We start from the raw sequence: 25,335 nt of genomic DNA on the forward strand, positions 1-25,335 counted from the left end.
CTGGTTTCCCCATTCGTTTTCGACGCCGGCGTAACGTTGGCCCGCTTTACAAAAATACTGCCGCCTTTTCAGCCTGTTTACAAGAATTTGGTTGTATTCAAGGAGGTTGAGAGCGGTTTTTCTGCGCTATCAGCCGCACAGGTCGCATGTGTAAAGGCAAAAACCATGACAGAAACCGCTGATCGCGCCCTTGGCCGCTGCCTGCAAATGTTTCACATTGCATCAACCACCGCGCAGGGAAAACATGCCGCGGGGCCGCCCCAATAGGGTGTCGTTACAGGAACTTGGCGGGTTCCCGCCGCTTCTTGCGTAAACCCATCGCAGAACATTCCCTTGCCCACACAAATCACTACAAACTAAGGTGAAGTTACAATTCATCCTGGAGGATACTATGAAGAAAACCATTATGACCCTCGCTTGCGTTGCTGCGCTGGCTTTGCCTGCCTGTAACCGCCCGCTGACGGATCAGGAAAAAACCATCGTTGGTGGTGTGGCCGGGATCGGCGCAGGCCTGATCACCGCGAACGCGATTGGCGCGAACAAGAACTGGACCGTACTGACCACTTTGGCAGGCGCGGCCGCAGGTATCATGGTTGCACGCAACAGCTATACCAACCAATGCGCGTATTCGAACGGCGACGGAACCTACCGCACCCGTCCTTGCCCGGTCTGATTGACCCACAAATTGAACAGCAAAGGCGCATCCTAGGGTGCGCCTTTTTTGTGAGGTCAGTCACGTCTGAAGATCAGTTTTCAAAACCTTGCCATAGTTGTTTTTGGGCAATTCCATCAGGGCGGAACTGGCCTTCGGTCGCTTGAATCGCGCGATATGTGCAAGGCAACAGCCATCAACGCGCCTCGTCCTACTGGGCTTGCACCTCTTCGACTTCACGCGGATAGATGTTGTGCCGCCCGAGGCCAGACGCGCGGCACGACAGACCTTGGTGCATCGCACACATGTATCAACTCGCCGTTTGTGACAACTACCAGCGAAAGCCCGGTCAAAGCAGCCAGCCCATCCCCAAACTCAGATGTCACCAACACCAGCTTTGCGCCATGAAAGATGGCAGGTTGACCAACAAGAACCTTCGCCGACCGCTCTAATCTCAAAGCGAGGTTCGTCTGCACCTTTTCCACTGCCCAAACACGCTGTCGCAGCCGACTGTCGGCTGCGACCCAGTAGGTGGTAACCCTTTCGCAAGACGGCCTTTGATTGTATTGCCATGAAAGCTTTGGCAGGATGCAGACATGACGCCAATGGACCTTGCCTTCATGCACGCGCCGACAGGGCTTGCGTTGACCGAACACCGGATCGTGCAGCAATGCAATCTGCGGTTTGCAGAGGTGTTCGGCGATCAGGTTGATGCATTCACCAACATGCCACTTGAACGGCTTTACCCGTCACTCAAGGACTATGAGAAAGTTGAACAGATTGGCGGCGATATCCTTAGGAAAACAGGGCGTTACGAGGATGAACGCATCATGCGGCGGCTTAACGGTGATCTTTTCTGGTGCCGGGTACGCGGCACCAGCCTGACCCCTGATGACCCTTTCAAGCAAGGCGTCTGGAGCTTTGCCGATCTGTCCGCCGAGCGCCCGTTCGTCGAACTGACCCCGCGCGAACGGGAGGTGGCGATCCTGACCTGTCAGGGCCGCACCTCGAAAGAGATCGGCCTGGAACTCAACCTCAGCTATCGCACGATCGAAGCACACCGCGCCCGGCTTTTGCAGAAATTCGGCGCGCGCAAATTGCCGGAACTGGTCGCGAAATTCTCGGGTATGCCGCTTTAGCGGTTAACCTGCTTTCGCGAATGCTGGCTCAGATTAACCTTTCCGTAGGGAACATTAATTAATCTCACCTTCGGTGGGGGCTTCGTAAGTAGACGGAGCAAGACAATGGAATTTACGAAACCGGCCCCTCTTGGGGCACAGGCCAGTTTGCTGGCCAATACGCCGGTGCGCAAACCACCGGACAGCTCGAAGGTGGAAACCGCCCCCGATGCAGGCAAGGCGCGGGCGGACATGCATAACTCGACAAAACAACACACTCCATTTTCCGAGCGTGAAACGGCTGCTCGAACTGCATCTGAGGATGAGATCGGGCCCGATACGTTGGCCGGTCCACCACCCAGTTTTCAGGTCAACGTGTTGGAAATGGATCAACAGCTGCAGCAGAAACTGGCGCGGATCGAAACGGATCGCGCGCGTGCGCAACGGGACGACCATTCGGTCGCCACGCTTGCGAATGATGATGGGTCAGATGGCGTACCCAGCCCGCAAAAGGCAACGCCACAGGCTGATTAAGGGCAAACGCGCGCCACGTCAGACAGACATTAGGCAGACCAACGATCCCCTTTGGCCTGTCGTTTTTCTGTTTTCACGAACCTAATCGCTTTTCACCCCTTACGTGGCGTCTTATAAGCGTTGCAATCATGCATTGCCCGCGCGAACAATGGGCAAACAAATAAGGGTGAGTACCCATGACGAAAAAACAACATGACGCTGACGTAGCCTTCATCGAGGCTCTGGCAAGTATCTTGCAGAAAAACGACCTGACCGAGTTGGAAATCATGCGCGACTATGGCGAAAATGATAGCCTGAATGTGCGTGTCAGCCGGGTCAAAGAAGTGGTGCACATGGCCGCAACCGCCGGCGCACCTGCGCCCGTTGCAGCGGCTACCTCCGCAGCGGCCCCAGCTGCGACGGATGGCGGCACCGCTGCCCCTGCAGCAGAAGACCCCGCAAGCCACCCCGGCGCCGTTCCATCGCCGATGGTCGGCACAGTCTATCTGCAGGCCGAACCCGGCACGCCCGCCTTCGTTAACATTGGCGATAAGGTGGAAGAGGGTCAGACCGTGCTGATCATTGAAGCAATGAAGACGATGAACCAAATCCCTGCCCCGAAATCCGGCACGGTGAAACGTATTCTGGTCGAAGATGGTGCCCCTGTTGAATTTGGTGCGCCCCTGATGATCATCGAATAAGGGACATCACATGGCCCATTTCGACAAAATCCTGATCGCCAACCGCGGAGAGATCGCATTGCGCATCATCCGCGGCGCACGCGAGATGGGAATAAAAACCGTGGCGGTGCATTCAACCGCTGACGTCGACGCAATGCATGTGCGCATGGCGGATGAAAGCGTCTGCATCGGCCCGCCATCAAGCACTGACAGCTATCTGTCCATCCCTGCCATTATCGCGGCCTGTGAAATCACTGGTGCACAGGCGGTTCACCCCGGCTATGGTTTTCTGTCCGAGAACGAGCAATTCGTTCAGGTTCTTGAAGACCACGAGATCACGTTTATCGGCCCGTCGGCGGAACATATCCGCATGATGGGTGACAAGATCACTGCCAAGGAAACCGCGATCAACTTGGGTATCCCGGTTGTTCCGGGCTCGGCGGGTGGTGTGCCTGATCTTAAGACGGCCCGCAAAGTGGCCGCCGAGATGGGCTATCCGGTGATTATCAAGGCCACTGCCGGTGGCGGCGGTCGCGGGATGAAAGTTGCCGAGACGGAAGCGGATATCGACACTGCATTCTCGACCGCGCGGTCCGAGTCAAAAGCCGCCTTTGGCAATGACGAAGTGTATATGGAAAAATACCTCCAAACACCGCGCCACATCGAAGTGCAGGTCTTTGGCGACGGACAAGGCGGCGGTGTGCATCTGGCCGAACGTGATTGCTCGCTTCAACGCCGTCACCAGAAAGTGTTTGAAGAAGCGCCCGGCCCCAGCATCACACCCGAAGAACGCGCGCATATTGGCGGGATCTGCGCCAACGCCATCGCCGAAATGGGCTATCGCGGTGCTGGCACAATCGAGTTTCTGTATGAAGGCGGAGAGTTCTATTTCATTGAAATGAACACTCGTCTGCAGGTGGAGCACCCGGTGACCGAAGCCATTTTCGGTGTCGATCTGGTGCGCGAACAAATCCGCGTCGCCGAAGGTATGCCGCTGTCCTTTGGGCAGGACGATCTTGTCTTGAACGGCCACGCAATCGAAATTCGTATAAACGCGGAACGCCTGCCCAACTTCGCCCCCTGCCCGGGCAAAATCACGCAATATCACGCGCCGGGCGGTTTGGGTGTGCGGATGGACAGCGCGCTCTATGACGGCTATTCGATCCCACCTTACTACGACAGTCTGATTGGCAAGCTGATCGTGCATGGGCGCGATCGGTCCGAAGCGTTGGCCCGCCTCGATCGCGCGCTCAGCGAGTTGATCGTCGATGGCGTCGAAACGACCGTGCCACTGTTCCACCAGTTGCTGGCCGAGGAAGACATCCAGACCGGCAATTACAACATCCACTGGCTGGAACGCTGGCTGGCTAAGAACCTGGGCTGAGGGCCAATTGGCCCCGCCCAAAGATCCGCCGCCCCTGAGCGCTGATCTGCTGTTGCGCGCCTACGCCATGGGGGTGTTTCCCATGGCCGAAGGGCGCGACGATCCGCGCGTGTTCTGGGTCGATCCAGAAGCGCGCGGCATTTTCCCTCTGGATCGTTTTCGCGTGTCGCGCAGCCTTGCGCGCACCATGCGCCGCGCGCCGTTTGTGGTCACATTGAATCGAGATTTCCAAGGTACAGTGGCGGCTTGTGCTGAACGGGACGAGACGTGGATCAACACCACGATCTTCGATCTATACATGGACCTTCACCGCATGGGCCACGCGCATTCGCTGGAACTGTGGGAGGGGGATGCCCTTGTCGGCGGCGTCTATGGGGTCACGCTGGGACGGGCCTTTTTTGGGGAAAGCATGTTTTCGCGTCGTCGCGATGCATCAAAGATCGCGCTGGCCTATCTGGTCCGCCATCTGTCAAATACTGACTTCAAATTATTTGACACGCAGTTCCTGACACCGCATTTGGCCAGTCTTGGGGCGGTTGAAATTGCCCGTAAAACCTATCATGACATGTTGGAAGGCGCATTGTCGCAAGGTGTGGCCGACATCACGTCGCGGCCCCTGCCCGATGCTCAGTCTGTTGTGCAGCGCAACACCCAGACGTCATAGCGCTGGTGATCAAGCGCGTTCAGCGCAGGCGACGAGGCGATCATCCAGCCTTCAAATGTCGTGTTGTCATCATTACCGTCGCGCACCACAAGCCACGCATAGGCATCACCCGAAGGGTTGTCGGTCGGATATCGGCATTCGCCCAGTGTGACGCGAAGCCTGCCCAGTTCGACCGTGTCGCCGACCTTCATGGAAAAATCAATGGGGGTGCCCGACACTTTGTCTAACCCGCGCAACATCGCACCGGTTGCTTTGCCGGTCTGCGCCATAGCAGGCAGCACAAAGGCCAGCACCGCAGCGGCAGTCATTGCGGCGCGCAAGATCACTCGGAGTCCTCGCTGCCGGCGACATATTTCAGCAGAAGTTGCACAAGGCTGACCGAGCCCTGCGTGTCTTCAATCTCAGCACCCGGCTCAAGGTTGAAAGGTGAGCCGCCCGGAAGCAGTTCAACATACGAGCCGCCAAGCAGTCCCTCGGACGAAATGATGATCGCAGTGTCGTCGGGCAGAGCCACATCCGCCTGGACGGTGAACGCGGTATCTGCGCGGAAGGTTTCAGCGTTCAGGTCGATTCCTGTCACCGTGCCGACCTTCACGCCGCCAAGGCGCACATCGGTCCCAACCGAGATGCCGTCCGCCGTGCGAAACGACGCGCTGTAGCTATGACTGTCGCCGCCACCCGAAAGGCCAACAATCTGGCCCGCATACAGGAAAAATCCGACGGCTGCGGCCAAGACCACGCTGCCAGTGACGACTTCTGTTGTGTGGCTATCGCTCATGCCAGCCCCTTTCGATCAGGGAATACGTGTTTGAAAACGTCTGCCGACTATTCCGGCTGCCAGGCTTCGTAATCGCGGCGGTCGGCGGGTTTCGCCTGACGCAACGACCCTGCGGGCGCATAGGCCAGATCAGTGCCGGTCAAGTTGACCTGATGCGGTTTTTCCCAGGCTTTATGGGTCAGCGGCGCGTCTGCCGGGCTGTTGTCAAACGTGTGGTGCAGCCAGCCATGCCAAGCGGGGCTGACGCGGCTTGCTTCGGGCTCGCCGTTGAAAATCACCCAGCGGCGTTTGTCGTCCCGGTCACGATAGAAGACATTGCCTTGCTCATCTTCACCCACCCTCACACCTTTACGCCAGGTGAACAGACGGGTGCCGATGGTTTCGCGGTGATACCAAGTCAGCAGGGACAAGATGAAACGCATGTCAGTCTCCGGTTTTTACTCTCACTTCATATGGCGCAAGCGGCACCGAAGGTCCAGTGTTTTGCACCCGATTGAGCGGTCTTCGGGCAAAACCCGGCAGCATAACCATTCCGATGCACCAAATGAAGAATCCACCGCACAGGCGGCGGCTTGATTTCCGGACTGCGCGCACCAGTGTGCGATCAGCTTGCGCTGACCTCTTCTTTCACGCCTTCGCTGTAAATGATCAGGGGCTTGGCGTCGGAATTCACAGCTTCCTCATTCACCACAACCTCATCAACATTCTCCAGCCCCGGCAGGTCAAACATGGTATCAAGCAGGATGTCTTCCATGATCGAACGCAACCCGCGCGCGCCCGTCTTGCGTTGAATAGCGCGTTTGGCGATGGCCTTCAGCGCGTCTTCGGTGAATGACAGCTGAGCATCTTCCAGTTCGAACAGACGCTGATATTGCTTCACCAGCGCATTCTTGGGCTTGGTCAGGATCGTCACCAGCGCTTCGGCGTCCAGATCTTCCAGCGTTGCAATGACAGGCAGGCGGCCAACGAACTCCGGGATCAGGCCGAATTTCAGCAGGTCTTCCGGCTCAAGTTCTTGAAACAGCTCGCCCACGCCCCGGTCGTCGCTGCGGCGTACGTCAGCACCAAAGCCCATAGCCGAACCTTTGCCGCGTTGCGCGATAATCTTATCAAGGCCCGCAAAGGCCCCACCACAGATGAACAGAATGTTCGTCGTATCCACTTGCAGGAATTCTTGCTGCGGATGTTTGCGACCACCCTGCGGCGGCACAGAGGCGACCGTGCCTTCCATGATCTTCAACAGCGCTTGCTGAACCCCTTCGCCCGACACGTCGCGAGTGATCGAAGGGTTGTCGGACTTGCGGGTGATCTTATCGACTTCGTCAATGTAAACGATACCGCGCTGCGCACGCTCTACATTGTATTCGGATGCTTGCAGCAGCTTCAGGATGATATTTTCCACATCTTCGCCCACGTAACCCGCTTCGGTCAGTGTGGTCGCATCTGCCATGGTGAACGGCACATCCAGAATGCGCGCCAGCGTCTGAGCCAAAAGCGTCTTGCCGCAGCCCGTGGGGCCAATCAGCATGATGTTCGATTTGGCCAGTTCAATCTCGTCCCCCGCGGCAGCGGCATGGTTCAGACGTTTATAGTGGTTGTGAACGGCCACCGACAACACGCGCTTGGCGTGGGCCTGCCCGATGACGTAATCGTCCAGCACATCACAAATCTCGATCGGGGTTGGCACGCCATCGGCGGCTTTCAGCCCGGATGTCTTTGTTTCCTCGCGAATAATGTCCATGCATAGTTCGACGCATTCGTCGCAAATGAACACGGTTGGTCCCGCGATCAGCTTGCGCACTTCATGTTGGCTTTTGCCGCAGAACGAACAATAGAGGGTGTTCTTGCTGTCGCCGGTGGAATTATTCGCCATCATATAGTCCTATTGGGTCCACGTTTGGATCCGGTTTGCGCCCGTTCGAGCCGTCGTATCTATGTTGGCCTCAAGTCTAGGCCAGTGGCCGGGTAGGTACAATCCGGTTTTTCGGAGTTCCCTGCCCGGTGTGGTTTCGCCCGACATTGGCCGGGCAAAACCATTATTCTTCGTCATCGCCTTTGGCGCGGTTTTCCACAATCTCGTCGATGTGGCCCCAGTCCTTGGCCTCTTGCGGCGACATGAAATTGTCGCGCTCCAACGCTTTTTCAACGTCTTTCAGCGTGTTTCCAGTGTGCTTGACATAGATCTGGTTCAGCGTGTCTTTGACCTTCTGGGTTTCGGCTGCGTGGATCATAATATCCGTGGCCTGCCCCTGAAACCCACCCGACGGCTGGTGCACCATGATGCGCGAATGCGGCAGCGAGAAACGCATGCCCTTCTCACCGGCCACCGACAGAAGCGAGCCCATCGACGCCGCCTGCCCAATAACCAGTGTGGACACGGCGGGTTTAATATATTGCATTGTGTCATAAATCGACAGACCCGACGTCACCACGCCACCCGGCGAGTTGATATACATCGAGATTTCTTTTTTCGGATTTTCCGCTTCAAGGTGCAGAAGCTGCGCCACGATCAGGCTGGACATACCGTCATGGACAGCGCCACTCACGAAGATGATCCGCTCTTTCAGAAGGCGCGAAAAGATGTCGTAGGCCCGTTCGCCCCGCGATGTCTGTTCAACCACCATAGGCACAAGAGTATTGTTATAGATTTCGTGTGGGTCGTGCATTTCAGCCTGCTTTCATGTTCACGCCAAGGCCACCAATCCGGCCCCTGACGCATGATGTTAGTGCCGGTGGAAACGGGCTGCAAGGGGGGGTGGGCAACCTGTCTGACCCGTATGGGCACATTCGCGTCAGGGATGCCCGATTTTGGTTAACAAAACCTTGCAGGGTAGAGAGCTTTCCCCGCCAAAATAAAAAGCGGCGCCCCGCAGGACGCCGCTTTCTGTTTGGCTTGGGTTGTGGGTCAACCTGGGCTCATTCCACGCAGCCGCTCGGACCGGCGACGCAACAGCTCAAGGACTGTCAGCAACACAATCGAGACGCAGACAAGCAGAGTGGCGACCGCCAGAATGGTTGGGCTGATCTGTTCGCGCAGGCCGGTAAACATCTGCCATGGCAGGGTTTGCTGCTTGGCCGAACCGACGAAGATCACCACCACAACCTCGTCAAAAGATGTGATGAAAGCAAACAATGCGCCGGAAATCACGCCCGGCAGAATCAACGGCATTTGCACACGGAAGAACGTGGTGACCGGGTCGGCCCCCATATTCGCAGCCGCCCGCGTCAGAGAGCGGTCAAATCCAACCAGAGTCGCCGTCACGGTGATAATCACGAAAGGAATGCCCAGCGCCGCATGGGCCAGAACAACGCCCCAATAGGTGCCCGCAAGGTTGATTTTCGAATAGAAGAAATACATGCCAGCCGCCGAAATGATCAGCGGCACAATCATTGGCGAAATCAGAATCGCCATGATGGCCCGACGTGCAGGAACATGCGGTTGGCTCAGCCCGATGGCGGCCAACGTGCCAAGGCTTACCGAAATCACCGTCGCAACAGGGGCGATTTTGATCGAGTTCCACATCGCATCCTGCCAATCGGGATTCGAGAAGAAGTCGCGATAGTGCTTCAGCGAATAGCCCGCGGGATCAAAGCTCAGCATCTCTTTGGTGAAGGTAAAGAAATCCTGCGAGTTAAAGCTGAGCGGGATAACCACGGCAATCGGCGCAATCAGGAAGAAGAAGATCAACCCGCAAATCACCAGGAACGCATAGTGCCAGATGCGCTGGCCCGTCGTTGCATAAGGAGGAAGTTTTGCCATATCCGTTACCCCAGCTTCACGTTGTCAATGCCGACGATCTTGTCATAAGCCCAATACAGGACCAGCACGACCGCCAGAAGAATTGCACCCAGCGCCGAGGCAAGACCCCAGTTCAGCGAGGTTGAGATGTGGAACGCAATCTGGTTCGAAATGAACGTCCCTTTCGTGCCACCAACAAGCGCAGGCGTGATGTAGTAGCCGATGGCCAGAATGAACACGAGGATCGACCCCGCGCCAATGCCCGGAATGGTCTGCGGGAAATAGACCCGCCAAAAGGCCGTCCAATCCGTTGCGCCAAGGCTTTTGGCGGCGCGCAGATAGGTCGGCGGGATGGTCTGCATCACCGAGTACATTGGCAGGATCATGAAGGGCAGCAGGATGTGGGTCATTGCCACGATCGTGCCAAACTGGTTGTTGATGATCACAAGGCGTGCGTCATCCGACACAAGCCCGATCCAAACGAGAACATCGTTGATTACCCCCTGTTGTTGCAGAAGGATTTTCCACGCCGAGGTCCGCACCAGAAGCGATGTCCAGAACGGCAATAACACAAGGATCATCAGAAGATTGGACTGCCGTGTTGGAAGATTGGCCAAAATCCACGCCACCGGATAAGCCAGCACGATGCACGAGAAGGTGATAAACAGCGACATCCACAACGTCCGCTTCAGCAGGTTCATGTAGATTTGTTCGCTTTCAGGGCGCATTTCCGCCCCATCCGGCCCAACACGCATGTCGACGGCATTCAAGAAATACCCAGCCGTCGTTGGGGGGGAATAGGTCTGAATGGTGCGCCAGACGTCCGGGTCGGCCCAGTCGTCATTCATCTCGATCAGCGCTTCTTTCCAGGGACCACCCGCTTCGATGTCAAACTTCTTTGCATTGCGCCCCGTCTTGCGGAAGATCGACGACATGCCGGGGTTTTCATAGTTCAAACGCGATCCGACTTTCGTGTGGGTCTTGGCGGCGGCGGCTTCTTTCAGATCCGCTGCCATCGCCGCAAAGACCGCTTCTTCCGGTAATTGGCCAGAGTCGGCGTCCCAATCCGATAGGGCCTGAACGGTCCGCGGCAACGTCTGGACGACAATTTTGTTATCGACCGAGCGATACAGCATATCCGCGATCGGTAGAATAAAGCTGACTAAGATAAACAACAGCAATGGCGAAATCAGCAACAGCGCGCGCAGTTTTTGGCGCCTGAGGGCCTTTGCCAAGCTGCGCTTTAGCGGGGTTCCATCTGCGGCCAGAACGGGGCCGCTTGTATCGGTCATATCGCTCATATCTTCCCTGTCAGCGTAAGCTTGTTTTTTGTTTCGAAGCGGTCAAATTGACAAACGAATAGCGCAAAAATAATGGTCGGTTGGGGTGGAAGGGGCCAAACGGCCCCTTCCGAAAGCCAGACTTATTTGGCCAGCCAAGCTTCGAACTTGGCGTTCAGGTCGTCACGGTTGTCCGCCCACCATTCATAGTCATAGACATGAACGTTGCTTGCGTTCGCAGGATCGGTCGGCATGTGCGGCGCCATTTCGATGCCCAGCTCTTCGTGGTTACCCACCAGCGGAGCTGACGACTTACGGGCCGGGCCGTACGAGATATATTTGGCCTGATCAGCCAAGCGTTGCGTGTCGGTGGCGAACTTCAGGAAGTCCATCACACGGGCCTTGCGGTCTTCGGGCAGACCTGCGGGTACGACCCAACCATCAAGGTCAAACGACTGCATGTCCCACAGCATTTCGATCGGCTGGTTCTGCTCGGCAATCGCCGAGAACAGACGACCATTGAAGGTCGAACCCATCACAACTTCGCCGTCAGCGAGCAGCTGAGGTGTTTCCGCGCCAGCGGTCCACCAGACAACTTGGTCCTTGATCGTGTCGAGCTTGGCCAGACCACGCTCTACGCCTTCGTCGGTGCCCATGACTTCATACAGTTCGTCCTTGGCAACACCGTCGCAGTACAAAGCCCATTCCATATTGTCGATCGGGCGTTTCTGCAGCGCGCGTTTGCCTGGGAACTTCTCCAGATCGAAGATGTCACAGACCGTGGTCGGCGCTTCTGCACCAACCAGATCGGTGCGGTACCCAAATGTGGTCGAGTAAACGATCTGCGGGACGAAGCAGTCCGACACCAGCAAATCGCCGAAATCTTCTGATGCAGAAGTGCCATCGGGTGCAGCAGCCAGCACTTCATCATGGTTCAGCTCTTCCGCCAGACCTTCATCGCACAGGCGCATGGAATCCGATGCGACCGCATCGACCAGATCCCATGTGACGTTGCCGGCTTCGTTCATGGCACGCAGTTTGGCGACGGCTTCAGCCGAGCTTTCGTCCCATGTAATTTTTACCTCAGGGTGCATTTCCAAATAAGGCTCAACATAAGCCTTCACCTGGCTGGCTTGGTAAGCGCCACCCCAAGAAACGAGGGTCATCTCGTTGGCCATGTCCTGTGCCGAAACCGCACCTGCGGTGACAGTCAGCGCAGAGCTGGCCAAAAGAGTTTTCACAAGTTTCATACTATATTCTCCCTAGTTATCCCCGTTTGTTTGGTGGGTTCGCATGAACGGGTACATGGCGAACCCCTGGCTAAAATGCCCGGAGCCATCATTGGCTCCGAAGCAATTCGTTTCAGGCGTCCAGCGCGCGGCAGTCGGATGGCAGCCAGCCAATCTCGATCTGTTGGCCGGGTGTCAGACGCTCTACGTCGGGTGCGTTTCGGGTCTTGATGATAAACTCATCATTGCCGGCCACCCGCAGGCGCGTGCGAAAAATATCACCCATATAGATGAATTCCAGCACCTCTGCTTTCAGGGTGTGCACCCCTTCCTGCAGACGTTCCTTGTTATACTCAACACGCTCGGGACGGATCGACACAACGGTTCGGTCGCCCACTTTGTTCACATTGATCGGTGTTGCGTCCAGCACCTCGCCATCGTCAAGTTTCACGATGCATGTGTCGCCCTTGATTTCGGTCACCACACCTTCCAGCGTGTTATTTTCTCCGATAAACTGAGCAACGAAGCTGTTGTCCGGCCGCTCGTAGAGTTCATCTGGCGGTGCAAGCTGCTGGATGCGCCCATCGTCGAAAACGGCAACGTTGTCGGACATTGTCAGCGCTTCTGTCTGGTCGTGGGTCACATACACCGTGGTGATACCCAACTGGTGCGCAAGGTGTGTGATTTCGAACTGCATCTTTTCGCGCAGTTGTTTGTCAAGCGCGCCCAATGGTTCGTCCATCAGCACCAGTTCAGGCTCAAACACCAGCGCACGCGCCAAAGCCACACGTTGCTGCTGCCCACCAGACAACTGAGCCGGGCGACGCCCACCGAAGTCACCCATTTCAACCATGTCCAGCGCGCGTTTGACTTTCGCCTCGCGGTCGGATTTGCCGATCTTGCGCACTTCCAACGGGAAGGACAGGTTTTCAGCAATCGTCATGTGAGGGAACAGCGCATAATTCTGGAATACCATCCCAATTCCGCGCTTGTGGGGCGGGATGTTGTTGATCGGTTTCCCACCGAGCCGGATGTCGCCATGGGTCGCGGTTTCAAAACCGGCCAGCATCATCAGGCATGTTGTTTTGCCCGACCCTGACGGTCCAAGCATGGTAAGAAATTCGCCCCTAGCAACTGATAGGTTCAGGTCTTTGACAACCAAAGTCTCCCCATCATAGCTTTTTTGGACACGATCAAAAACGACGAAACCGTCGTCGGAAGCTGTATCAGCCAAGTGACCCCCCTGGTCTATTTTTTTCTTTTTCATTTGTTTGGCATAAGCCAACACCAACCGAAGCTGAAATTCAACTACAAAACCGGAGCTGCTGCGAAATTTAAGATCGCTGCGGGCCCAGCCTGTATATATTTGTTGCGCATATATGGTTCGAACCCGACGCTTTTCGGAAATTTAGCGTCATACGGACACGATGTTGTGATCAAGGCCATACCCGAGCTGGTCGTCTTGAAGCTGCCCTTAGCTTTCAAAGAACCTGTTGATCACCCGCCCACGAGCGGTCGGATAGCCGTGGCACAGAGCGTTGCCACCATCGCTGCGGATGGCGCGGTTTTTGGCGGGCGGCGGTCCAACCTGCAGGTTAGACTGTCGGTTGATCGGCCCTAAAGCGTGGCGCGATCAACCACCAAAACACCATCCGCGACCCGGTCGCCGGGGTGGGTGACGACCTGCTCGCCCGGCGCAAGACCTGATGTGACTTCGGCTACTTCGCTGTTGCGGTGACCCAGCATGACTGCGCGCAAGACAGCTTGATCGTCTTCGACCACAAAAACCGCCCAATCAGTGCCATCGCGAAAAAGCGCGGACAAAGGAACAATCAAGCCCTCGCCTTGCCATTCAACAATGCGCAGGAAGGTTCGAAACCCATGGCCCAGCGCCGCGCGGTCTTCTTTCGGAGTCAATAGGTCCAGAACCACGCGCACCCTCTGTTCTTCGATGCCCAAGGCCGAGACCTTGGTGAAGCCCGCAGGCTCGATCACACGGACCTGCGCGTCCAACACCCCATCACCGCCCCAACGTTCGACATAGGCAGGCGCGCCCGGCGCCAGACGCACCGCGTCGGTGGACAGGATCTCCGCAGTGATTTCCAGATCATCTGTTTCACCAATCGAGAGGATAGGCGCGCCCGGCATGACAGGCCGGGCACTTTCACTGGCGACGCCCAAGACAGTTCCCGAAACCGGCGCCTTGACGTTGATGCAACATGCTTCATTGAGTGCCAGATCATCATGTTCGCGCGGCTCGATCAGAGTGGCTTTTTGCGCTTCAAGCTCTGCCGTCCTCATGTCGAACGCGGCGTGTGCACTGTCCAGTTTGGCGGCGGCCACATCGACACCCAGTTCGGCGTCATCCAACTGCGCCTGCGGGATCGTGCCGCGTGCATGCAGGTCGTGCAACCGGTTCAGTCTGGTCTGTGCATGCGCCAAATCAGCCTCGGCCATGGCGATCTGTGCCTGCGCAACCGACACGGAAGCATTGGCCTGCGCCACCGCCGCTTCGGCCTGCGCACGCGACCGGACATCCAGAAAGGCGGGGTCACCCGGCGCAATCCGGGCGACGATGGTTTCGCCAGCCACCACCATGTCACCGATCGAGACGGGGCTGCGCGCAAGTTGCCCCGATACGGGCGCCGACACTTCATAGACATCGCGCACGCGGGTATAGCCTTCGGCATTGACCGTCACTTCAATCGACCCTTCAGCAATCGTGACAATATCGACCGGCACAGGTTCAGGTTTGGTCGCGAAATAGGCGAACCCCGCCACCGCAACCGCTGCCGCGCCGGCAAGTGTTGTCTTGCGCATGTTCCAGCTCATCGGGTTACTCCCTTGTTTTCATAACGGCGACCAGATCCATCCGGTCGATCCGTCGACGCACAATCAGCGCCGAAACGATTGAAGCGACGGCCACGACGCCCGCGGCCCACATATATGTTCCGCGCGACACAACCAGCGGAATGGTATACAAATCGCTATCAAAGCTTGCCACCATCGCGCCTGCCAGCAGGCGACCGATCACAAGCCCCAGCGGGACCGCCGCAGCGGTCAGCAGAAAAAGTTCGCCCAGCAGGATATAGCTGACCTCGCCACGGGTGAAGCCAAGGATGCGTAGGCTGGCCAGTTCGCGGGCACGTTCGGACAGTTGGATACGGGCTGAGTTATAGACGACCCCAATGGCGATCAACGCGGCCAAAAACGAGTTGATCGTCGTCGTCATCCCCGCATTCTGCGCAATCGTTTCATCGAAGGCGCGGCGCACTTGCGTAAGAAGCGTCAGCCCAGCCACCGCAGGCGCACCCTTGATGGCGTGAAACAAGGCATCCTCTTGCGCGGCATCAATTAACAGGTTCGCTTGGCTGACTTGCACTGGGCTGTCCAGCAACCGCGCCAATGTGGTCGCATCCATATAGGCGCCCAACCCAAAATATTGCCCGGCCAGACCCGTCACCGTCAGCTTGTGCAGGCTGTCGGGAATTGTCAGGAATTCAACATCCAACACATCGCCGACGCCGACGTTCAGATGGCTGGCCAGCCGTCGGGCCAGAACAATACCGTGTTCAGGGCGCACAAGAACGCGTGTTTCGGTGTCAAAGACTTGCGATAGCGTATCACCCGGTTGGCGCCCTTCAATCGCAATGCGCCGCGATAAATGACCATGGGTCAGTCTGGCAGGCATCGCCCAAACGCCTTCAGCGGCCAGCACACCGGGCAGATTGGCGACATCTTCCAGCACATCAATGTTGCGTGGCAGGGCAAATTCCAAGACCGCATCCTGACGATTGATCTGAACGAAGCTGACATCCAAAAGCTCGTCCATTGCGTCAAACATGAACAGCGCTGCAATCATTACCGAGGCTGATGTGGCGATCCCCAGCGTTGTCAGGGCCGCCCGCAGGGGCCAGCGACCAATGGCGCGCAGGATCATCATCGTAGGCTGGCGCGGCTTTAGCCACACGATCAACTGGTCCAGCACACCACGCCGAAACCGTGTCGGGGCCGGCGGGGCCATCGCAACGGCGGGGCTTAACCCCACCACCCGCCGCACGGCCCCAATCGCGCCAAGCGCAGCGGCCAGCAGCCCTGCCCCAGCAGAAACCGCATAGATGGAAGGGTATTGGACAAAGACCAGATAGGGAAAATGGAAGAACTCGGCATAAAGCTGGGCCATGCCGCGGCTGGCGAGCATACCAAAGCCCCATCCCAGCGCCACGCCAACGCAACCGATCACAAGGGCCAGCTTGATATAGTGCCAACTGATTTCGGATCGTTGATATCCGAGCGCTTTCAGAAGACCGATCTGTTCGCGTTCAAGGGCAATCAATCGCCCCAGAACCATATTCACCAGAAAGGCCGAAATCACGAGGAAGATCGGCGGCACGACCTCGGCCATGACGCTAAGCTGCTTCAACTCGCCATCCAGAAAGGCGTTCGAGATTTGGTCTTTGCGCGGATACGCTCCCGTGCCGCCGTAGGGTTTTAGCAGATCATCCACAGCATCGGTGACCGCGTCGGGGTCGGCATCACGACCCAATTGCACAGACACTGCGTTGAATGCTCCGGTCAGGTTGAAAGCGGCGCCCAGCACATCTTCGGCCATCCACAAGATGCCGAACCGACGATCATCTGGCATAATCGAATTGGGTCCGATCGTGTAAATAAATTCAGGACTTAGCGCGGTGCCCGTGATGGTCAATTGCCGCTTTTGTCCATTCAAAGTGACGCCAAACCAATCGCCGGGTGAAAACCCGTGCGCGTCGGCAAAGTTCTGATTAACCAAAACTTCGTCCCGACGTCCGGGTTCAGGCATACGCCCCTTGGTGATCGTGGGTATGTTCATTAAGGGCAGGCCCGAGGCAGGCAAAGACAACACCTGCCCCATTGCAGGCTCAGACATATCCGCGATATCAAGGATCGCGAATTTCGAGATGCGCGTATCCACCCGCACAACGCCATCAATGGACAGAATATCTGCCGCCAACGCGTCCGGCGCACGCGAGGCACTGGCAAAAAGATCACCAAATCGATTGCGTTCATAAAACGTGTCACGCGTTTCGCGCAGGCTGCGTTCGGCCCCGTTGGACATGACCATGATCATCACGCCCACCGCCAGAACCGCCGAAATGGCCAGGCTTTGCGCCCAAAGCCGCCTGACATCACGGAGCAGTTTTTTGTCCAGCACCCGCATCGCTACCACACGATCTCAGACGGCTCGATCCGTTCAGCATTTTCGCGGATTTCCGAAATGCTGCCGTCTGCCAAGAACACAACCCGATGCGCCATCGCCTGAATGCCTGCGTTGTGGGTGATCACCAGCGTCGATGTGCCAAGTTCTTTGTTGATTTTTTCCAGCGCCTCCAGAACCTGCACGCCGGTTTTGCTGTCCAACGCGCCGGTGGGTTCGTCACATAATAGCACCTCGGGCCGTTTGGCGATCGCGCGCGCGATGGCGACACGCTGCTGTTCGCCACCTGACATTTCAGCCGGGAAGTGATCCATGCGGTGGCCAAGGCCGACACGCTCTAACGCCTCTTCGGGTGCCATCGGGTGGGCGGAAATCTCGGTCACAAGAGCGACATTTTCGCGCGCGGTCAGGGACGGGACCAGATTGTAGAACTGGAACACAAACCCCACATGGTCGCGACGATACTGGGTCAGCTCGCGGTCAGATTTCGCTGTCAGCTCGTTGCCGCGAAACCAAGCCTTGCCCGATGTGGCCGTATCCAGCCCACCCAGAATGTTCAGCAAAGTAGACTTACCCGACCCGGACGCCCCCAGAAGAACGACAAATTCACCCGCCGGAAGCTCGGCGGTGACGCCGCGCAGCGCATGCACCTCGACCGCTTCGGTTCGGTAGGTTTTGGTCAGATCCTGCATCCGGTAAATCGGATCGCGGCTGGCAGTGCTATTAACAGAGCTCATGGTTCTCACCGCTCTTCAGCTTAGGGCGCGCATCGCCCCGGTTTGCTTCCCAACCCGATGTTGTCACACCTGCCGCGCGCATCAACCCGTATTCGTCACGCGTTCAGGGTTATATCGTCGCAATCCAGCGCGTGGTCAGCACAGAACGTCAATATTCCCGTCAGTGATGCGTACAACAGACAGGTGTTCGGTCCGATACGCCCCGGTGTCGATTGCAACGCGTCCGTCGCGTATTTCGACCTCGGGCACAATTGTATGACCATGCACGACCCATTGATTGTCACGCCGTGCAATCTTGCGAAAATCGGGGTGCCCCCAAAGCAGCGCGCTACGGTCCTGACGGTCCAGGTCGACGGTCGGATCGCCGCCAGCATGGGTCACCCAAACATTGCCCACACGCCATGTTGTTGGCAGTTCGCGCAGCCAAGCCAGCAAATCCGCGCCCATCGCCTGCTGCAACTGATCACGAATGTTCTCGACTTCGTCCGCAGAGGGCGCATCAACCGAAATGCGGACCCCAAAGCTTTGAAGTGTCGCATCCCCGCCGTTCTTCGACCAAAGGCGATGATGGCGAAACGGGTCATCCAAAAACCCAAGCAGAAAATCCTCGTGGTTTCCGGCAAGGCAGATGAACCGATCCGGGGCCGCGTCTTGCAGCTCATAAAGGTGGCGCAGCACTGCCGCGCTGTCCGGGCCACGGTCGACATAATCGCCAACGAAAACCACCGGCAGATCTGGCGCCTGTGCGTTGATCCGGTCAAGCGCAGCGACCAACAGGTCCATCCGACCATGAATGTCCCCAACAGCACAAAACGGCGCGCCCGGCTGCACTGGCGCGTCGAAGTTGGCTGTATCCAAATCGGGTTTGGTTCGGGTCAAGCGCTTGATCCAACGCATCGGCTTATTTGCCCTTTCTTTGCCCCTAGGCGCTGCGCGCGTGCCACGCGGTTCATTCAGTGTCACAAACATAAGGCAGTCCCGGCTGTAAAGACCAGTGCAGCGACTCAATGGGTCGGCGGGCGCAAACCGAATATGGCTGGTTGACCTGACCACAGCCGAGTCGCAGCCAATCGGGTGCCATCGGCGTTTTCATGCCATTTTTGCTGGTCGGGCTCGGCGGATTCACCGTCTGACGAAGCGCGCAATGGCCCGTTGGCACAAGCTTGCCGAAGCAAACCTTAAAAACAAGCACATGCTCGCCGAACAGTGGCAGGCACTGGATAGGAACTACCGGAGAGTGCAAATTCATCGTTTCTACGCCGCTGACCACTCACGGAGAAGAACTACCACAATCGAGTAACGAGCACCGTTGCTGTGACCCAATCATCGCTGACGCCCGCCTAAAACTCAAAGGCGCACTGCGTCGGGTTTTTCGATGGTTGGATTGAGCCCAGTTGAGCCTCGTTCCCCCGACAGACCTGCGCGGTCTGCGTCTAATTCGTGCCGCCTTTCTGCAAAGGCGCGCCTGCTGCCACAACTTACAAGAAAACGGAGCGGATATGCCCGATCCAAGAAAACAATCCCGCGAACTCAGTCGCACATTGGCGGGGTTTCGATACGAACTTATCGGGGTCGCCGTGTTCAGCGCAGCGGTCAACCTTTTGATGCTGACCGGCCCGTTGTTCATGTTGCAGGTCTATGACCGGGTGCTGTCCAGCCGGTCATCGGCGACGCTGGTGGCCCTGTTTGGCCTTGTGGTGTTCCTTTACGGGCTGATGGGATTTCTGGATCACGTGCGGGGCCGTGTGCTTGCGCGCGTTGGTGCCGGGTTTCAGTCCGCGCTTGACCGCCGCGTCTTTGACGCCGTGCTGCAACAGGCCGAAAACGCCGATCAGCGCGCGCGCCCGGCTACGGGCCTGCGCGATCTGACCAGCATCCAATCCCTTCTGGCCTCGCCCGCCCTGACTGCCTTGATTGACCTGCCGTGGGCACCCGCCTTCCTTGCGCTGCTGTTCGTGTTTCACCCGATGATGGGTTGGTTCGCGCTTGCTGGCGGCGGCGTCTTGCTGGTTCTTGCCTTTGCAAACCAACGCGTCACCGGAGCGGCCCAATTAGAAGCCGCCCAACTGGCTGCCAATGCTGAAGGGCGCACCGAATATATGCGCAAGTCGATCGAAACCGTCCAAGGGCTTGGCATGAAAGAGCCGTTGACCGACGGCTGGAGCGACGTGCGCCGCCAAGCGCTGACCAGCCGCATCTTTGCGGCTGACAAGCGCGGAAGACTGGCAGCAACCACCAAGGCGTTCCGTCTGCTGCTACAGTCGGGCATTCTGGCCTTGGGCGCGTGGTTGGTTCTGAAAGGTGAACTGACACCCGGCGCGATGATCGCGGGCTCTATCCTGCTGGGTCGCGCACTTGCACCTGTGGAACAATCAGTCGCGCAATGGGCGGTCTTCCAAGGGGCGCTGCAAGGCTGGCGCTCGCTTAAAGCCGTGTTATCGACAACCCCACCAGCGCAACAGGTCATGGCCCTGCCCGCCCCCGAAAGCCGGATGGAAGTCACTGGGCTTGCCGTGATCCCCGCAGGCGCAACCAAACCCCTTCTGGTTGGCGTCACCTTCGACATCCAACCCGGCGAGGCCGTGGCTGTGATCGGGCCAAGTGCTGCGGGAAAATCCACACTTGCCAAGGCGTTGACCGGGGTTTGGCCCGCGCGCGCCGGCGAAATACGGCTGGGCGGCGCAGAGCTCAATCAATACCCGCCAGACCGTCTGGGGCGCCTGTTGGGCTATTTGCCACAAGACGTTGTGTTGTTTCCCGGAACAATCGCACAGAACGTCGCGCGCTTTGACCCCAAGGCCGACCCAGACGATATCGTCAAAGCGGCCCGTGCCGCCGGGGCGCATGATCTGATCCTTGGCCTTCCAAACGGCTATGACACGACCATCACCGATGGCAACAGCGGCCTGTCCGGCGGTCAACGCCAACGTATCGGGTTGGCCCGCGCGCTGTTCGGCACACCCGCAGTGCTGATCCTGGATGAGCCGAACTCCAGCCTTGATGACAGCGGTGTCCGGTCGCTTAACCAAGCGATTTCGGACGCGAAAGAAGCAGGTCAGGCCGTCCTGATCATCTCGCACCGCCCATCCGCTTTGGCGCAATGTGAACGCGTTCTGTTGATCGACAAAGGCAGGATGCGTGCTTTTGGGCCACGTCAGGAAGTGCTGCAGAAATTCGTCAGACAAGGCCCGGCTGTCGTGCCAGCGCAACAAGGTCGGAGGCTTGAAAATGTCAAGTGAGTGGAACTCAAAATCATACGTGGCGCAGGGGCTCTGGGCCTTGGTGATTGGGTTTGGCGGGCTGATCGCATGGGGCGCTTATTCCACGATCAGCGCCGCAGTCGTAGCGTCAGGCTTCATCGAAGTGGACCAACGTAAGCAGGTCGTTCAGCACCCGGACGGGGGCGTTGTCGCCGAAATTCTGGTGCGCAACGGGGACACCATCAAAGCGGGCGAAGCGATCATCTTGCTGGATGACGCCGAACTGCAATCAGAACAGAACATCCTGAGCCGCGCCCTTTTTGAAGTGCAGGCCAATATCGACCGCCTGTCCGCCGAAGCGGTCGAGGCCGATCAGATCACTTTTCGCCCCGCGCTGATTGCAGACACCAAAGACGACGCCGACCTGCAACGTATCTTGGACGCGCAACAAACCCTGTTTGACACCCGACGCACGACACTCAGCCAAACGGACGATCAACTGCGCGAACGTCGCGCGCAATCCGAAGCCTCGATCGTGGGTCTGGAAAAGCAACTGTCGGCCAACCAAAAGCAATCTGAACTGATCAAGCAAAACCTGAAGACCTTTCAGGATCTTCTGGACAGAAAGCTGACGGAACGGTCGCAGGTTTTGGAACTGCAACAGCAAAGCGCCCAGATTGACGGCCAGACCGGAGAAACCGAGGCGCAGATTGCCGTGACCCGCAACGCCATCGCAGGGTACGAGATTGAGCGCCTGCAAGCCCGGTCCGAGCGGCAGGAAAGTGCCCAAGAGGAGATCAGAAGCCTGCAACCACGCGAGTCGGAATTGCAGGAAAAACTGCGCGCCGTTGAAACGCGATTGGCACGGCTGAACCTGACGGCGCCGGTGGATGGTATCGTCTATGGGATGAATGTTTTCACAGTCGGCTCAGTCGTGCCTGCTGGTGGCGAAGTGGCGGCAATCGTGCCGGACAAAAGCGCACTGATCGTGTCGGTGCAACTGGCCCCCACCGAAATTGACCGCGTCACTGTCGGACAGGAGGCGGTCTTGAAATTCCCCGCCTTCAATGCGCGCACAACCCCCGAAGTGTCCGGTCAGGTCAGCCTGATTTCGGCGGACGCGATGATGGATGAACAAACCGGCCAGCGCTATTTCGCAGGCGAGGTCGCAATCGACCCATCAGCCTATGAGTTGCTGGGCGAGCACGAGATCATACCAGGCATGCCGGTCGAAGCATTCATCCAGACTGGTGCCCAAAGCCCCGCGTCCTATTTGCTAAAACCGTTCACAGACTATCTTGATCTGGCGTTTCGCGAAGAATGACAGAATGCGTGGCCCCGGATCGGGGCCGCGCGCCACCAAGTCAAAACGGATCAAACAAACGCTTTCATCAACCTTTGTCCGAAAATGGGGTGGTGGTCTCATCAATTTGCAGGTTGATCTGGACAGTCCAGATCAGCCCGCCCTAAAGTCACGAGCGCCATCCAAATTTGGAGACTCTGATGAAACCGATCCTCACAACCGCCCTGATGTTCAGCCTGTTTGGGGCAACATCCGCCTTCGCCGACAACCATTGCGCCGAAGGAAAGACGTTAACGCCCGACGTTCTGACCATCGCGACCGGAAACCCAGCCTACTACCCGTGGGTGATGGATGATGACCCGACCAGCGGTGCTGGGTTCGAGGCCGCCGTCGCCTATGAAGTTGCCAAGCGCATGGGCTTCGAAAAGGACGCCGTCGTCTGGACCCGCGCGACTTTTGATCAGTCGATCCAACCGGGCGCAAAAGAATTTGACGTCAATCTGCAGCAATTCTCGATCACAGAAGACCGCGAAAAGGTGGTCGACTTCTCTGACCCCTATTACTCGGCCGCGATGGCGGTTCTGGTGCGCAAACCAACGATTGAGGGGGGGGCGACAGCTGAAATCGACTCGCTGAAGTCGCTGAAATGGGGTGTCATGGCTGGTACAACCGCGCTGGAAACCGTGAATACGGCGATTGCGCCTGCGGATGCGCCGCTGCTGTATGATGACAATGTGAACGTCGTCGAAGCGATGAAGGCCAACCAGATTGACGCGGCTCTTTTCGACCTGCCAACCGCGCTGTATCTCAGCGCCGTCGTACTGGACGACGGAGCACTTCTGGGTCAATTCGCCGCCGACCGCAGCGAAAACCCCGACCAGTTCGGCATATTGATGGAAGAAGGTAGCCCGTTGAAAGCCTGCGTCAACGAAGCGCTGGCTGCGATGACGGCGGACGGATCACTGGCCGCCATCGAAGCTGAGTGGCTGCAAGAAACCACCGGCGTCCCGCTTATCAAATAACGACACACTTCATGCAAAACCACAGCGCGGGCCTTACGGCCCGCCAAATCCACGAGCAAAAGGCGCGGCGCAAATCCATTGCGGTGGCGACGCTCAGCACCGTCGTCGTGTTGGGCCTGATCATCGTCCTTCTGCCGATGACACCGGGCTGGGACCGGGTGCGCAGCAGCTTCTTCAACTGGGAGATTCTGACCAAGACCTTCCCATCGTTATTGGCAGCATTCCGTTGGGACGTCGCCATTTTTCTGTGGTGCACCCCCGCCATCGCTTTCCTTGGTCTATTCATCGCGCTGTGCCGTGATGCCCGTGCGCCCGCCCTGTTCCCGCTGCGGGTTTTCGGCGTGCTGTACACCGACATCTTCCGTGGCGTTCCGGTCATTCTGATCGTGTTCCTGATTGGCTTCGGCATCCCGGGCCTTGGCCTGCAACGCCCTTGGAACAGCCCCTATATCTGGGGCTCACTCGCGCTGATCCTGACCTATTCCGCCTATGTGGCCGAGATCTTCCGCGCGGGCATCGAAAGCGTCCATGAAAGCCAGCGGGCGGCGGCCAAATCGCTGGGCCTGTCGCATTTTGACATCATGCGCTATGTCGTTCTGCCTCAGGCGATCCGCCGCGTGGTGCCGGCCAACATGAACATGCTGGTCGCCCTGCAAAAAGACGTGGCCCTTCTGTCCTTCATCGGCCCGGTCGAGCTGTTGCGCCAAGCTGGTGTTCATAAGTCCCTGCTCGCAAATTTCACCCCCTATGTGGGTGCCGCGATCATCTTTCTTGCAGTGACAATTCCCGTCACACGCCTTGCCGATTACCTGATCGCAAAACAGAATAAGGCGCGCAGGTGATGTCCATTCTCAGGCTATCGAACGTAAAAAAATCCTTTGGCGACAGCGAAGTATTGTGCGGCATTGATCTTGCCGTCGAAGAGGGTGAGATGATCTGCCTGATCGGCGCGTCCGGGTCTGGCAAGTCCACGCTGTTGCGCACAATCAACCTGCTCGAGCCGATTGATGAGGGCGAGATCTGGTTTGACGGCCACGACATCTCGCTGCCCGATGTCGCGCCGCAGCCCATTCGCCGCAAGATCGGTCTGGTGTTCCAAAGCTTCAACCTGTTCCCGCACATGACGGCGGTTGAGAACGTGCTGCTGGCCCCCTCGCGCGTTTTCAAAAGGTCGAAAAAAGACCTGCTGCCAGAGATCACACGGCTGTTTGAAGGGTTCAACTTGAAAGACCGCATGAACGCCTACCCGGACCAATTGTCCGGCGGTCAGCAACAGCGCGTCGCCATCGTCCGCGCGCTTGCAATGCGCCCCAGCATCATGCTGTTTGACGAGGTGACATCGGCGCTGGACCCCGAACTGGTCAGCGAAGTGCTGGATGTGCTGCTGACACTAAAAGCCCAGAAAATGACGATGATCTTGGCCACCCATGAAATGGGCTTCGCCAAGCAGGCGGCCGACCGTGTGTGCGTGCTGGATGGCGGAAAAATAATTGAGACCGGCACGCCTGATCAGATATTCAACGCCCCACAAACAAAGCGCGCGCGTGAGTTTCTGGCTACCGTTTTGTGACAGGCGTTGGCCTTTCCATTCACCACTCCTGCGCCCCCTTAAGGCGACGCCAGGGAGCGGAAGCAATTCGCGGCGATTTCGATCCGATCTGCGGCCCCCAAAAAAAGAAGGGGGCGGATTGCTCCGCCCCAAAGTAATCGAAATGAAAGATTGTCGTGCGGCTGATCAGAAACCAAGAACCAGCGACATACCATCGTGTTGTCGAATTCCTCAAAAACAAGGCAGTGGTTCTGAATTGTATTCGTTCCGGTGGCTGACACGCGTCGTCA

23 protein-coding genes and 1 pseudogene are annotated in these 25,335 nt (G+C 57.6%); 11 read left to right on the plus strand and 13 right to left on the minus strand.

The annotated features are described in order from the left end of the window. Nucleotides 1-391: 391 nt before the first annotated feature. The 6 genes from MUY35_RS03240 to aat all read left to right on the plus strand — a co-directional run bounded on the left by MUY35_RS03240 (nt 392) and on the right by aat (nt 5,011). On the plus strand, nt 392-673 hold the full coding sequence (locus tag MUY35_RS03240; RefSeq protein ID WP_248363904.1) for a glucose-6-phosphate isomerase: 282 nt from the start codon (nt 392-394) through the stop codon (nt 671-673). Between the two features lie 575 nt (nt 674-1,248). Further along, nucleotides 1,249-1,791, plus strand: coding sequence for a helix-turn-helix transcriptional regulator (locus MUY35_RS03245; protein WP_248363905.1), 543 nt, complete (start codon nt 1,249-1,251; stop codon nt 1,789-1,791). Nucleotides 1,792-1,896: 105 nt separating this feature from the next. Further along, nucleotides 1,897-2,304, plus strand: a complete 408-nt coding sequence (locus tag MUY35_RS03250; RefSeq protein WP_248363906.1) for a hypothetical protein — start codon at nt 1,897-1,899, stop codon at nt 2,302-2,304. A gap of 176 nt (nt 2,305-2,480) precedes the next feature. Beyond that, nucleotides 2,481-2,984: an acetyl-CoA carboxylase biotin carboxyl carrier protein gene (accB, locus tag MUY35_RS03255; RefSeq protein WP_248363907.1), complete on the plus strand. Its 504-nt coding sequence runs from the start codon at nt 2,481-2,483 to the stop codon at nt 2,982-2,984. 10 nt (nt 2,985-2,994) lie between these two features. Then, nucleotides 2,995-4,347 carry an acetyl-CoA carboxylase biotin carboxylase subunit gene (gene accC / locus MUY35_RS03260; protein WP_248363908.1) on the plus strand — a complete coding sequence of 451 codons (1,353 nt, stop codon included), beginning with the start codon at nt 2,995-2,997 and terminating at the stop codon, nt 4,345-4,347. Nucleotides 4,348-4,354: 7 nt separating this feature from the next. Beyond that, entirely contained in the window at nt 4,355-5,011 is a 657-nt protein-coding gene (aat, locus tag MUY35_RS03265; RefSeq protein WP_282569173.1) for a leucyl/phenylalanyl-tRNA--protein transferase, read from the plus strand. Here aat and MUY35_RS03270 read toward each other — a convergent pair. From MUY35_RS03270 to MUY35_RS03330, 13 genes and pseudogenes are all read right to left on the minus strand, one after another. Continuing rightward, entirely contained in the window at nt 4,975-5,280 is a 306-nt protein-coding gene (locus tag MUY35_RS03270) for a DUF2155 domain-containing protein (RefSeq protein ID WP_248364304.1), read from the minus strand. The two genes, aat and MUY35_RS03270, sit on opposite strands and share 37 nt — an antisense overlap. Before the next feature lie 53 nt (nt 5,281-5,333). After that, on the minus strand, nt 5,334-5,789 hold the full coding sequence (locus MUY35_RS03275; protein WP_248363910.1) for an outer membrane lipid asymmetry maintenance protein MlaD: 456 nt from the start codon (nt 5,787-5,789) through the stop codon (nt 5,334-5,336). A 47-nt stretch (nt 5,790-5,836) separates the two neighbouring features. After that, nucleotides 5,837-6,211 carry an NADH:ubiquinone oxidoreductase subunit NDUFA12 gene (locus MUY35_RS03280; RefSeq protein ID WP_248363911.1) on the minus strand — a complete coding sequence of 125 codons (375 nt, stop codon included), beginning with the start codon at nt 6,209-6,211 and terminating at the stop codon, nt 5,837-5,839. Nucleotides 6,212-6,393: 182 nt separating this feature from the next. After that, a complete protein-coding gene (clpX, locus tag MUY35_RS03285) occupies nt 6,394-7,662 on the minus strand; it encodes an ATP-dependent Clp protease ATP-binding subunit ClpX (protein ID WP_248363912.1) in 1,269 nt (422 codons plus the stop codon). 163 nt (nt 7,663-7,825) lie between these two features. Beyond that, a complete protein-coding gene (locus tag MUY35_RS03290; protein WP_248363913.1) occupies nt 7,826-8,455 on the minus strand; it encodes an ATP-dependent Clp protease proteolytic subunit in 630 nt (209 codons plus the stop codon). Nucleotides 8,456-8,694: 239 nt separating this feature from the next. Then, nucleotides 8,695-9,543: pseudogene (locus tag MUY35_RS03295) on the minus strand (ABC transporter permease); the annotation flags it as partial. A gap of 11 nt (nt 9,544-9,554) precedes the next feature. Then, nucleotides 9,555-10,829 carry an ABC transporter permease gene (locus tag MUY35_RS03300; protein ID WP_248363915.1) on the minus strand — a complete coding sequence of 425 codons (1,275 nt, stop codon included), beginning with the start codon at nt 10,827-10,829 and terminating at the stop codon, nt 9,555-9,557. 122 nt (nt 10,830-10,951) lie between these two features. After that, a complete protein-coding gene (locus MUY35_RS03305) occupies nt 10,952-12,058 on the minus strand; it encodes an extracellular solute-binding protein (RefSeq protein WP_248363916.1) in 1,107 nt (368 codons plus the stop codon). Nucleotides 12,059-12,170: 112 nt separating this feature from the next. Next, nucleotides 12,171-13,271: an ABC transporter ATP-binding protein gene (locus MUY35_RS03310; RefSeq protein ID WP_248363917.1), complete on the minus strand. Its 1,101-nt coding sequence runs from the start codon at nt 13,269-13,271 to the stop codon at nt 12,171-12,173. 383 nt (nt 13,272-13,654) lie between these two features. Then, nucleotides 13,655-14,869 carry an HlyD family efflux transporter periplasmic adaptor subunit gene (locus MUY35_RS03315; protein ID WP_248363919.1) on the minus strand — a complete coding sequence of 405 codons (1,215 nt, stop codon included), beginning with the start codon at nt 14,867-14,869 and terminating at the stop codon, nt 13,655-13,657. A gap of 4 nt (nt 14,870-14,873) precedes the next feature. After that, nucleotides 14,874-17,237 carry an ABC transporter permease gene (locus MUY35_RS03320; protein WP_248363921.1) on the minus strand — a complete coding sequence of 788 codons (2,364 nt, stop codon included), beginning with the start codon at nt 17,235-17,237 and terminating at the stop codon, nt 14,874-14,876. Nucleotides 17,238-17,239: 2 nt separating this feature from the next. Continuing rightward, the gene (locus tag MUY35_RS03325) at nt 17,240-17,971 is read right to left on the minus strand and encodes an ABC transporter ATP-binding protein (protein ID WP_248363923.1); all 732 of its coding nucleotides are present in this window, start codon (nt 17,969-17,971) and stop codon (nt 17,240-17,242) included. A gap of 135 nt (nt 17,972-18,106) precedes the next feature. Next, on the minus strand, nt 18,107-18,868 hold the full coding sequence (locus MUY35_RS03330) for a metallophosphoesterase family protein (RefSeq protein WP_248363924.1): 762 nt from the start codon (nt 18,866-18,868) through the stop codon (nt 18,107-18,109). Nucleotides 18,869-19,470: 602 nt separating this feature from the next. On the opposite strand from MUY35_RS03330, the gene MUY35_RS03335 reads away from it, so the two are divergent. The 5 genes from MUY35_RS03335 (at nt 19,471) to MUY35_RS03355 (ending at nt 25,066) form a co-directional block, all read left to right on the plus strand. After that, on the plus strand, nt 19,471-21,210 hold the full coding sequence (locus MUY35_RS03335) for a type I secretion system permease/ATPase (RefSeq protein ID WP_248363925.1): 1,740 nt from the start codon (nt 19,471-19,473) through the stop codon (nt 21,208-21,210). After that, nucleotides 21,200-22,495, plus strand: a complete 1,296-nt coding sequence (locus MUY35_RS03340; RefSeq protein WP_248363926.1) for an HlyD family type I secretion periplasmic adaptor subunit — start codon at nt 21,200-21,202, stop codon at nt 22,493-22,495. Before MUY35_RS03335 ends, MUY35_RS03340 begins: the two co-directional genes overlap by 11 nt. A gap of 179 nt (nt 22,496-22,674) precedes the next feature. Continuing rightward, nucleotides 22,675-23,496, plus strand: a complete 822-nt coding sequence (locus tag MUY35_RS03345) for an ABC transporter substrate-binding protein (protein WP_248363927.1) — start codon at nt 22,675-22,677, stop codon at nt 23,494-23,496. Nucleotides 23,497-23,507: 11 nt separating this feature from the next. After that, the gene (locus MUY35_RS03350) at nt 23,508-24,338 is read left to right on the plus strand and encodes an amino acid ABC transporter permease (protein ID WP_248363928.1); all 831 of its coding nucleotides are present in this window, start codon (nt 23,508-23,510) and stop codon (nt 24,336-24,338) included. Further along, nucleotides 24,338-25,066, plus strand: a complete 729-nt coding sequence (locus tag MUY35_RS03355; protein ID WP_282569175.1) for an amino acid ABC transporter ATP-binding protein — start codon at nt 24,338-24,340, stop codon at nt 25,064-25,066. The genes MUY35_RS03350 and MUY35_RS03355 overlap by 1 nt, the downstream gene beginning before the upstream one ends. The last annotated feature ends 269 nt before the right edge of the window (nt 25,067-25,335 follow it).

The organism is Aliiroseovarius sp. S1339 (assembly GCF_023195695.1).
Classification (GTDB): Bacteria; Pseudomonadota; Alphaproteobacteria; order Rhodobacterales; family Rhodobacteraceae; genus Aliiroseovarius.

What these genes read in the sequence shown, in the direction of transcription:
- MUY35_RS03305 (WP_248363916.1), bottom strand. Translation starts at nt 12,058, where the DNA reads ATGAAACTTGTGAAAACTCTTTTGGCCAGCTCTGCGCTGACTGTCACC.
- MUY35_RS03335 (WP_248363925.1), top strand. Translation starts at nt 19,471, where the DNA reads ATGCCCGATCCAAGAAAACAATCCCGCGAACTCAGTCGCACATTGGCG.
- accC (WP_248363908.1), top strand. Translation starts at nt 2,995, where the DNA reads ATGGCCCATTTCGACAAAATCCTGATCGCCAACCGCGGAGAGATCGCA.
- MUY35_RS03355 (WP_282569175.1), top strand. Translation starts at nt 24,338, where the DNA reads ATGTCCATTCTCAGGCTATCGAACGTAAAAAAATCCTTTGGCGACAGC.
- MUY35_RS03325 (WP_248363923.1), bottom strand. Translation starts at nt 17,971, where the DNA reads ATGAGCTCTGTTAATAGCACTGCCAGCCGCGATCCGATTTACCGGATG.
- MUY35_RS03275 (WP_248363910.1), bottom strand. Translation starts at nt 5,789, where the DNA reads ATGAGCGATAGCCACACAACAGAAGTCGTCACTGGCAGCGTGGTCTTG.
- MUY35_RS03250 (WP_248363906.1), top strand. Translation starts at nt 1,897, where the DNA reads ATGGAATTTACGAAACCGGCCCCTCTTGGGGCACAGGCCAGTTTGCTG.
- MUY35_RS03245 (WP_248363905.1), top strand. Translation starts at nt 1,249, where the DNA reads ATGACGCCAATGGACCTTGCCTTCATGCACGCGCCGACAGGGCTTGCG.
- MUY35_RS03320 (WP_248363921.1), bottom strand. Translation starts at nt 17,237, where the DNA reads ATGCGGGTGCTGGACAAAAAACTGCTCCGTGATGTCAGGCGGCTTTGG.
- MUY35_RS03290 (WP_248363913.1), bottom strand. Translation starts at nt 8,455, where the DNA reads ATGCACGACCCACACGAAATCTATAACAATACTCTTGTGCCTATGGTG.
- MUY35_RS03330 (WP_248363924.1), bottom strand. Translation starts at nt 18,868, where the DNA reads ATGCGTTGGATCAAGCGCTTGACCCGAACCAAACCCGATTTGGATACA.
- MUY35_RS03345 (WP_248363927.1), top strand. Translation starts at nt 22,675, where the DNA reads ATGAAACCGATCCTCACAACCGCCCTGATGTTCAGCCTGTTTGGGGCA.
- MUY35_RS03240 (WP_248363904.1), top strand. Translation starts at nt 392, where the DNA reads ATGAAGAAAACCATTATGACCCTCGCTTGCGTTGCTGCGCTGGCTTTG.
- accB (WP_248363907.1), top strand. Translation starts at nt 2,481, where the DNA reads ATGACGAAAAAACAACATGACGCTGACGTAGCCTTCATCGAGGCTCTG.
- clpX (WP_248363912.1), bottom strand. Translation starts at nt 7,662, where the DNA reads ATGGCGAATAATTCCACCGGCGACAGCAAGAACACCCTCTATTGTTCG.
- MUY35_RS03315 (WP_248363919.1), bottom strand. Translation starts at nt 14,869, where the DNA reads ATGAGCTGGAACATGCGCAAGACAACACTTGCCGGCGCGGCAGCGGTT.
- MUY35_RS03300 (WP_248363915.1), bottom strand. Translation starts at nt 10,829, where the DNA reads ATGAGCGATATGACCGATACAAGCGGCCCCGTTCTGGCCGCAGATGGA.
- MUY35_RS03270 (WP_248364304.1), bottom strand. Translation starts at nt 5,280, where the DNA reads ATGGCGCAGACCGGCAAAGCAACCGGTGCGATGTTGCGCGGGTTAGAC.
- MUY35_RS03350 (WP_248363928.1), top strand. Translation starts at nt 23,508, where the DNA reads ATGCAAAACCACAGCGCGGGCCTTACGGCCCGCCAAATCCACGAGCAA.
- MUY35_RS03340 (WP_248363926.1), top strand. Translation starts at nt 21,200, where the DNA reads ATGTCAAGTGAGTGGAACTCAAAATCATACGTGGCGCAGGGGCTCTGG.
- MUY35_RS03280 (WP_248363911.1), bottom strand. Translation starts at nt 6,211, where the DNA reads ATGCGTTTCATCTTGTCCCTGCTGACTTGGTATCACCGCGAAACCATC.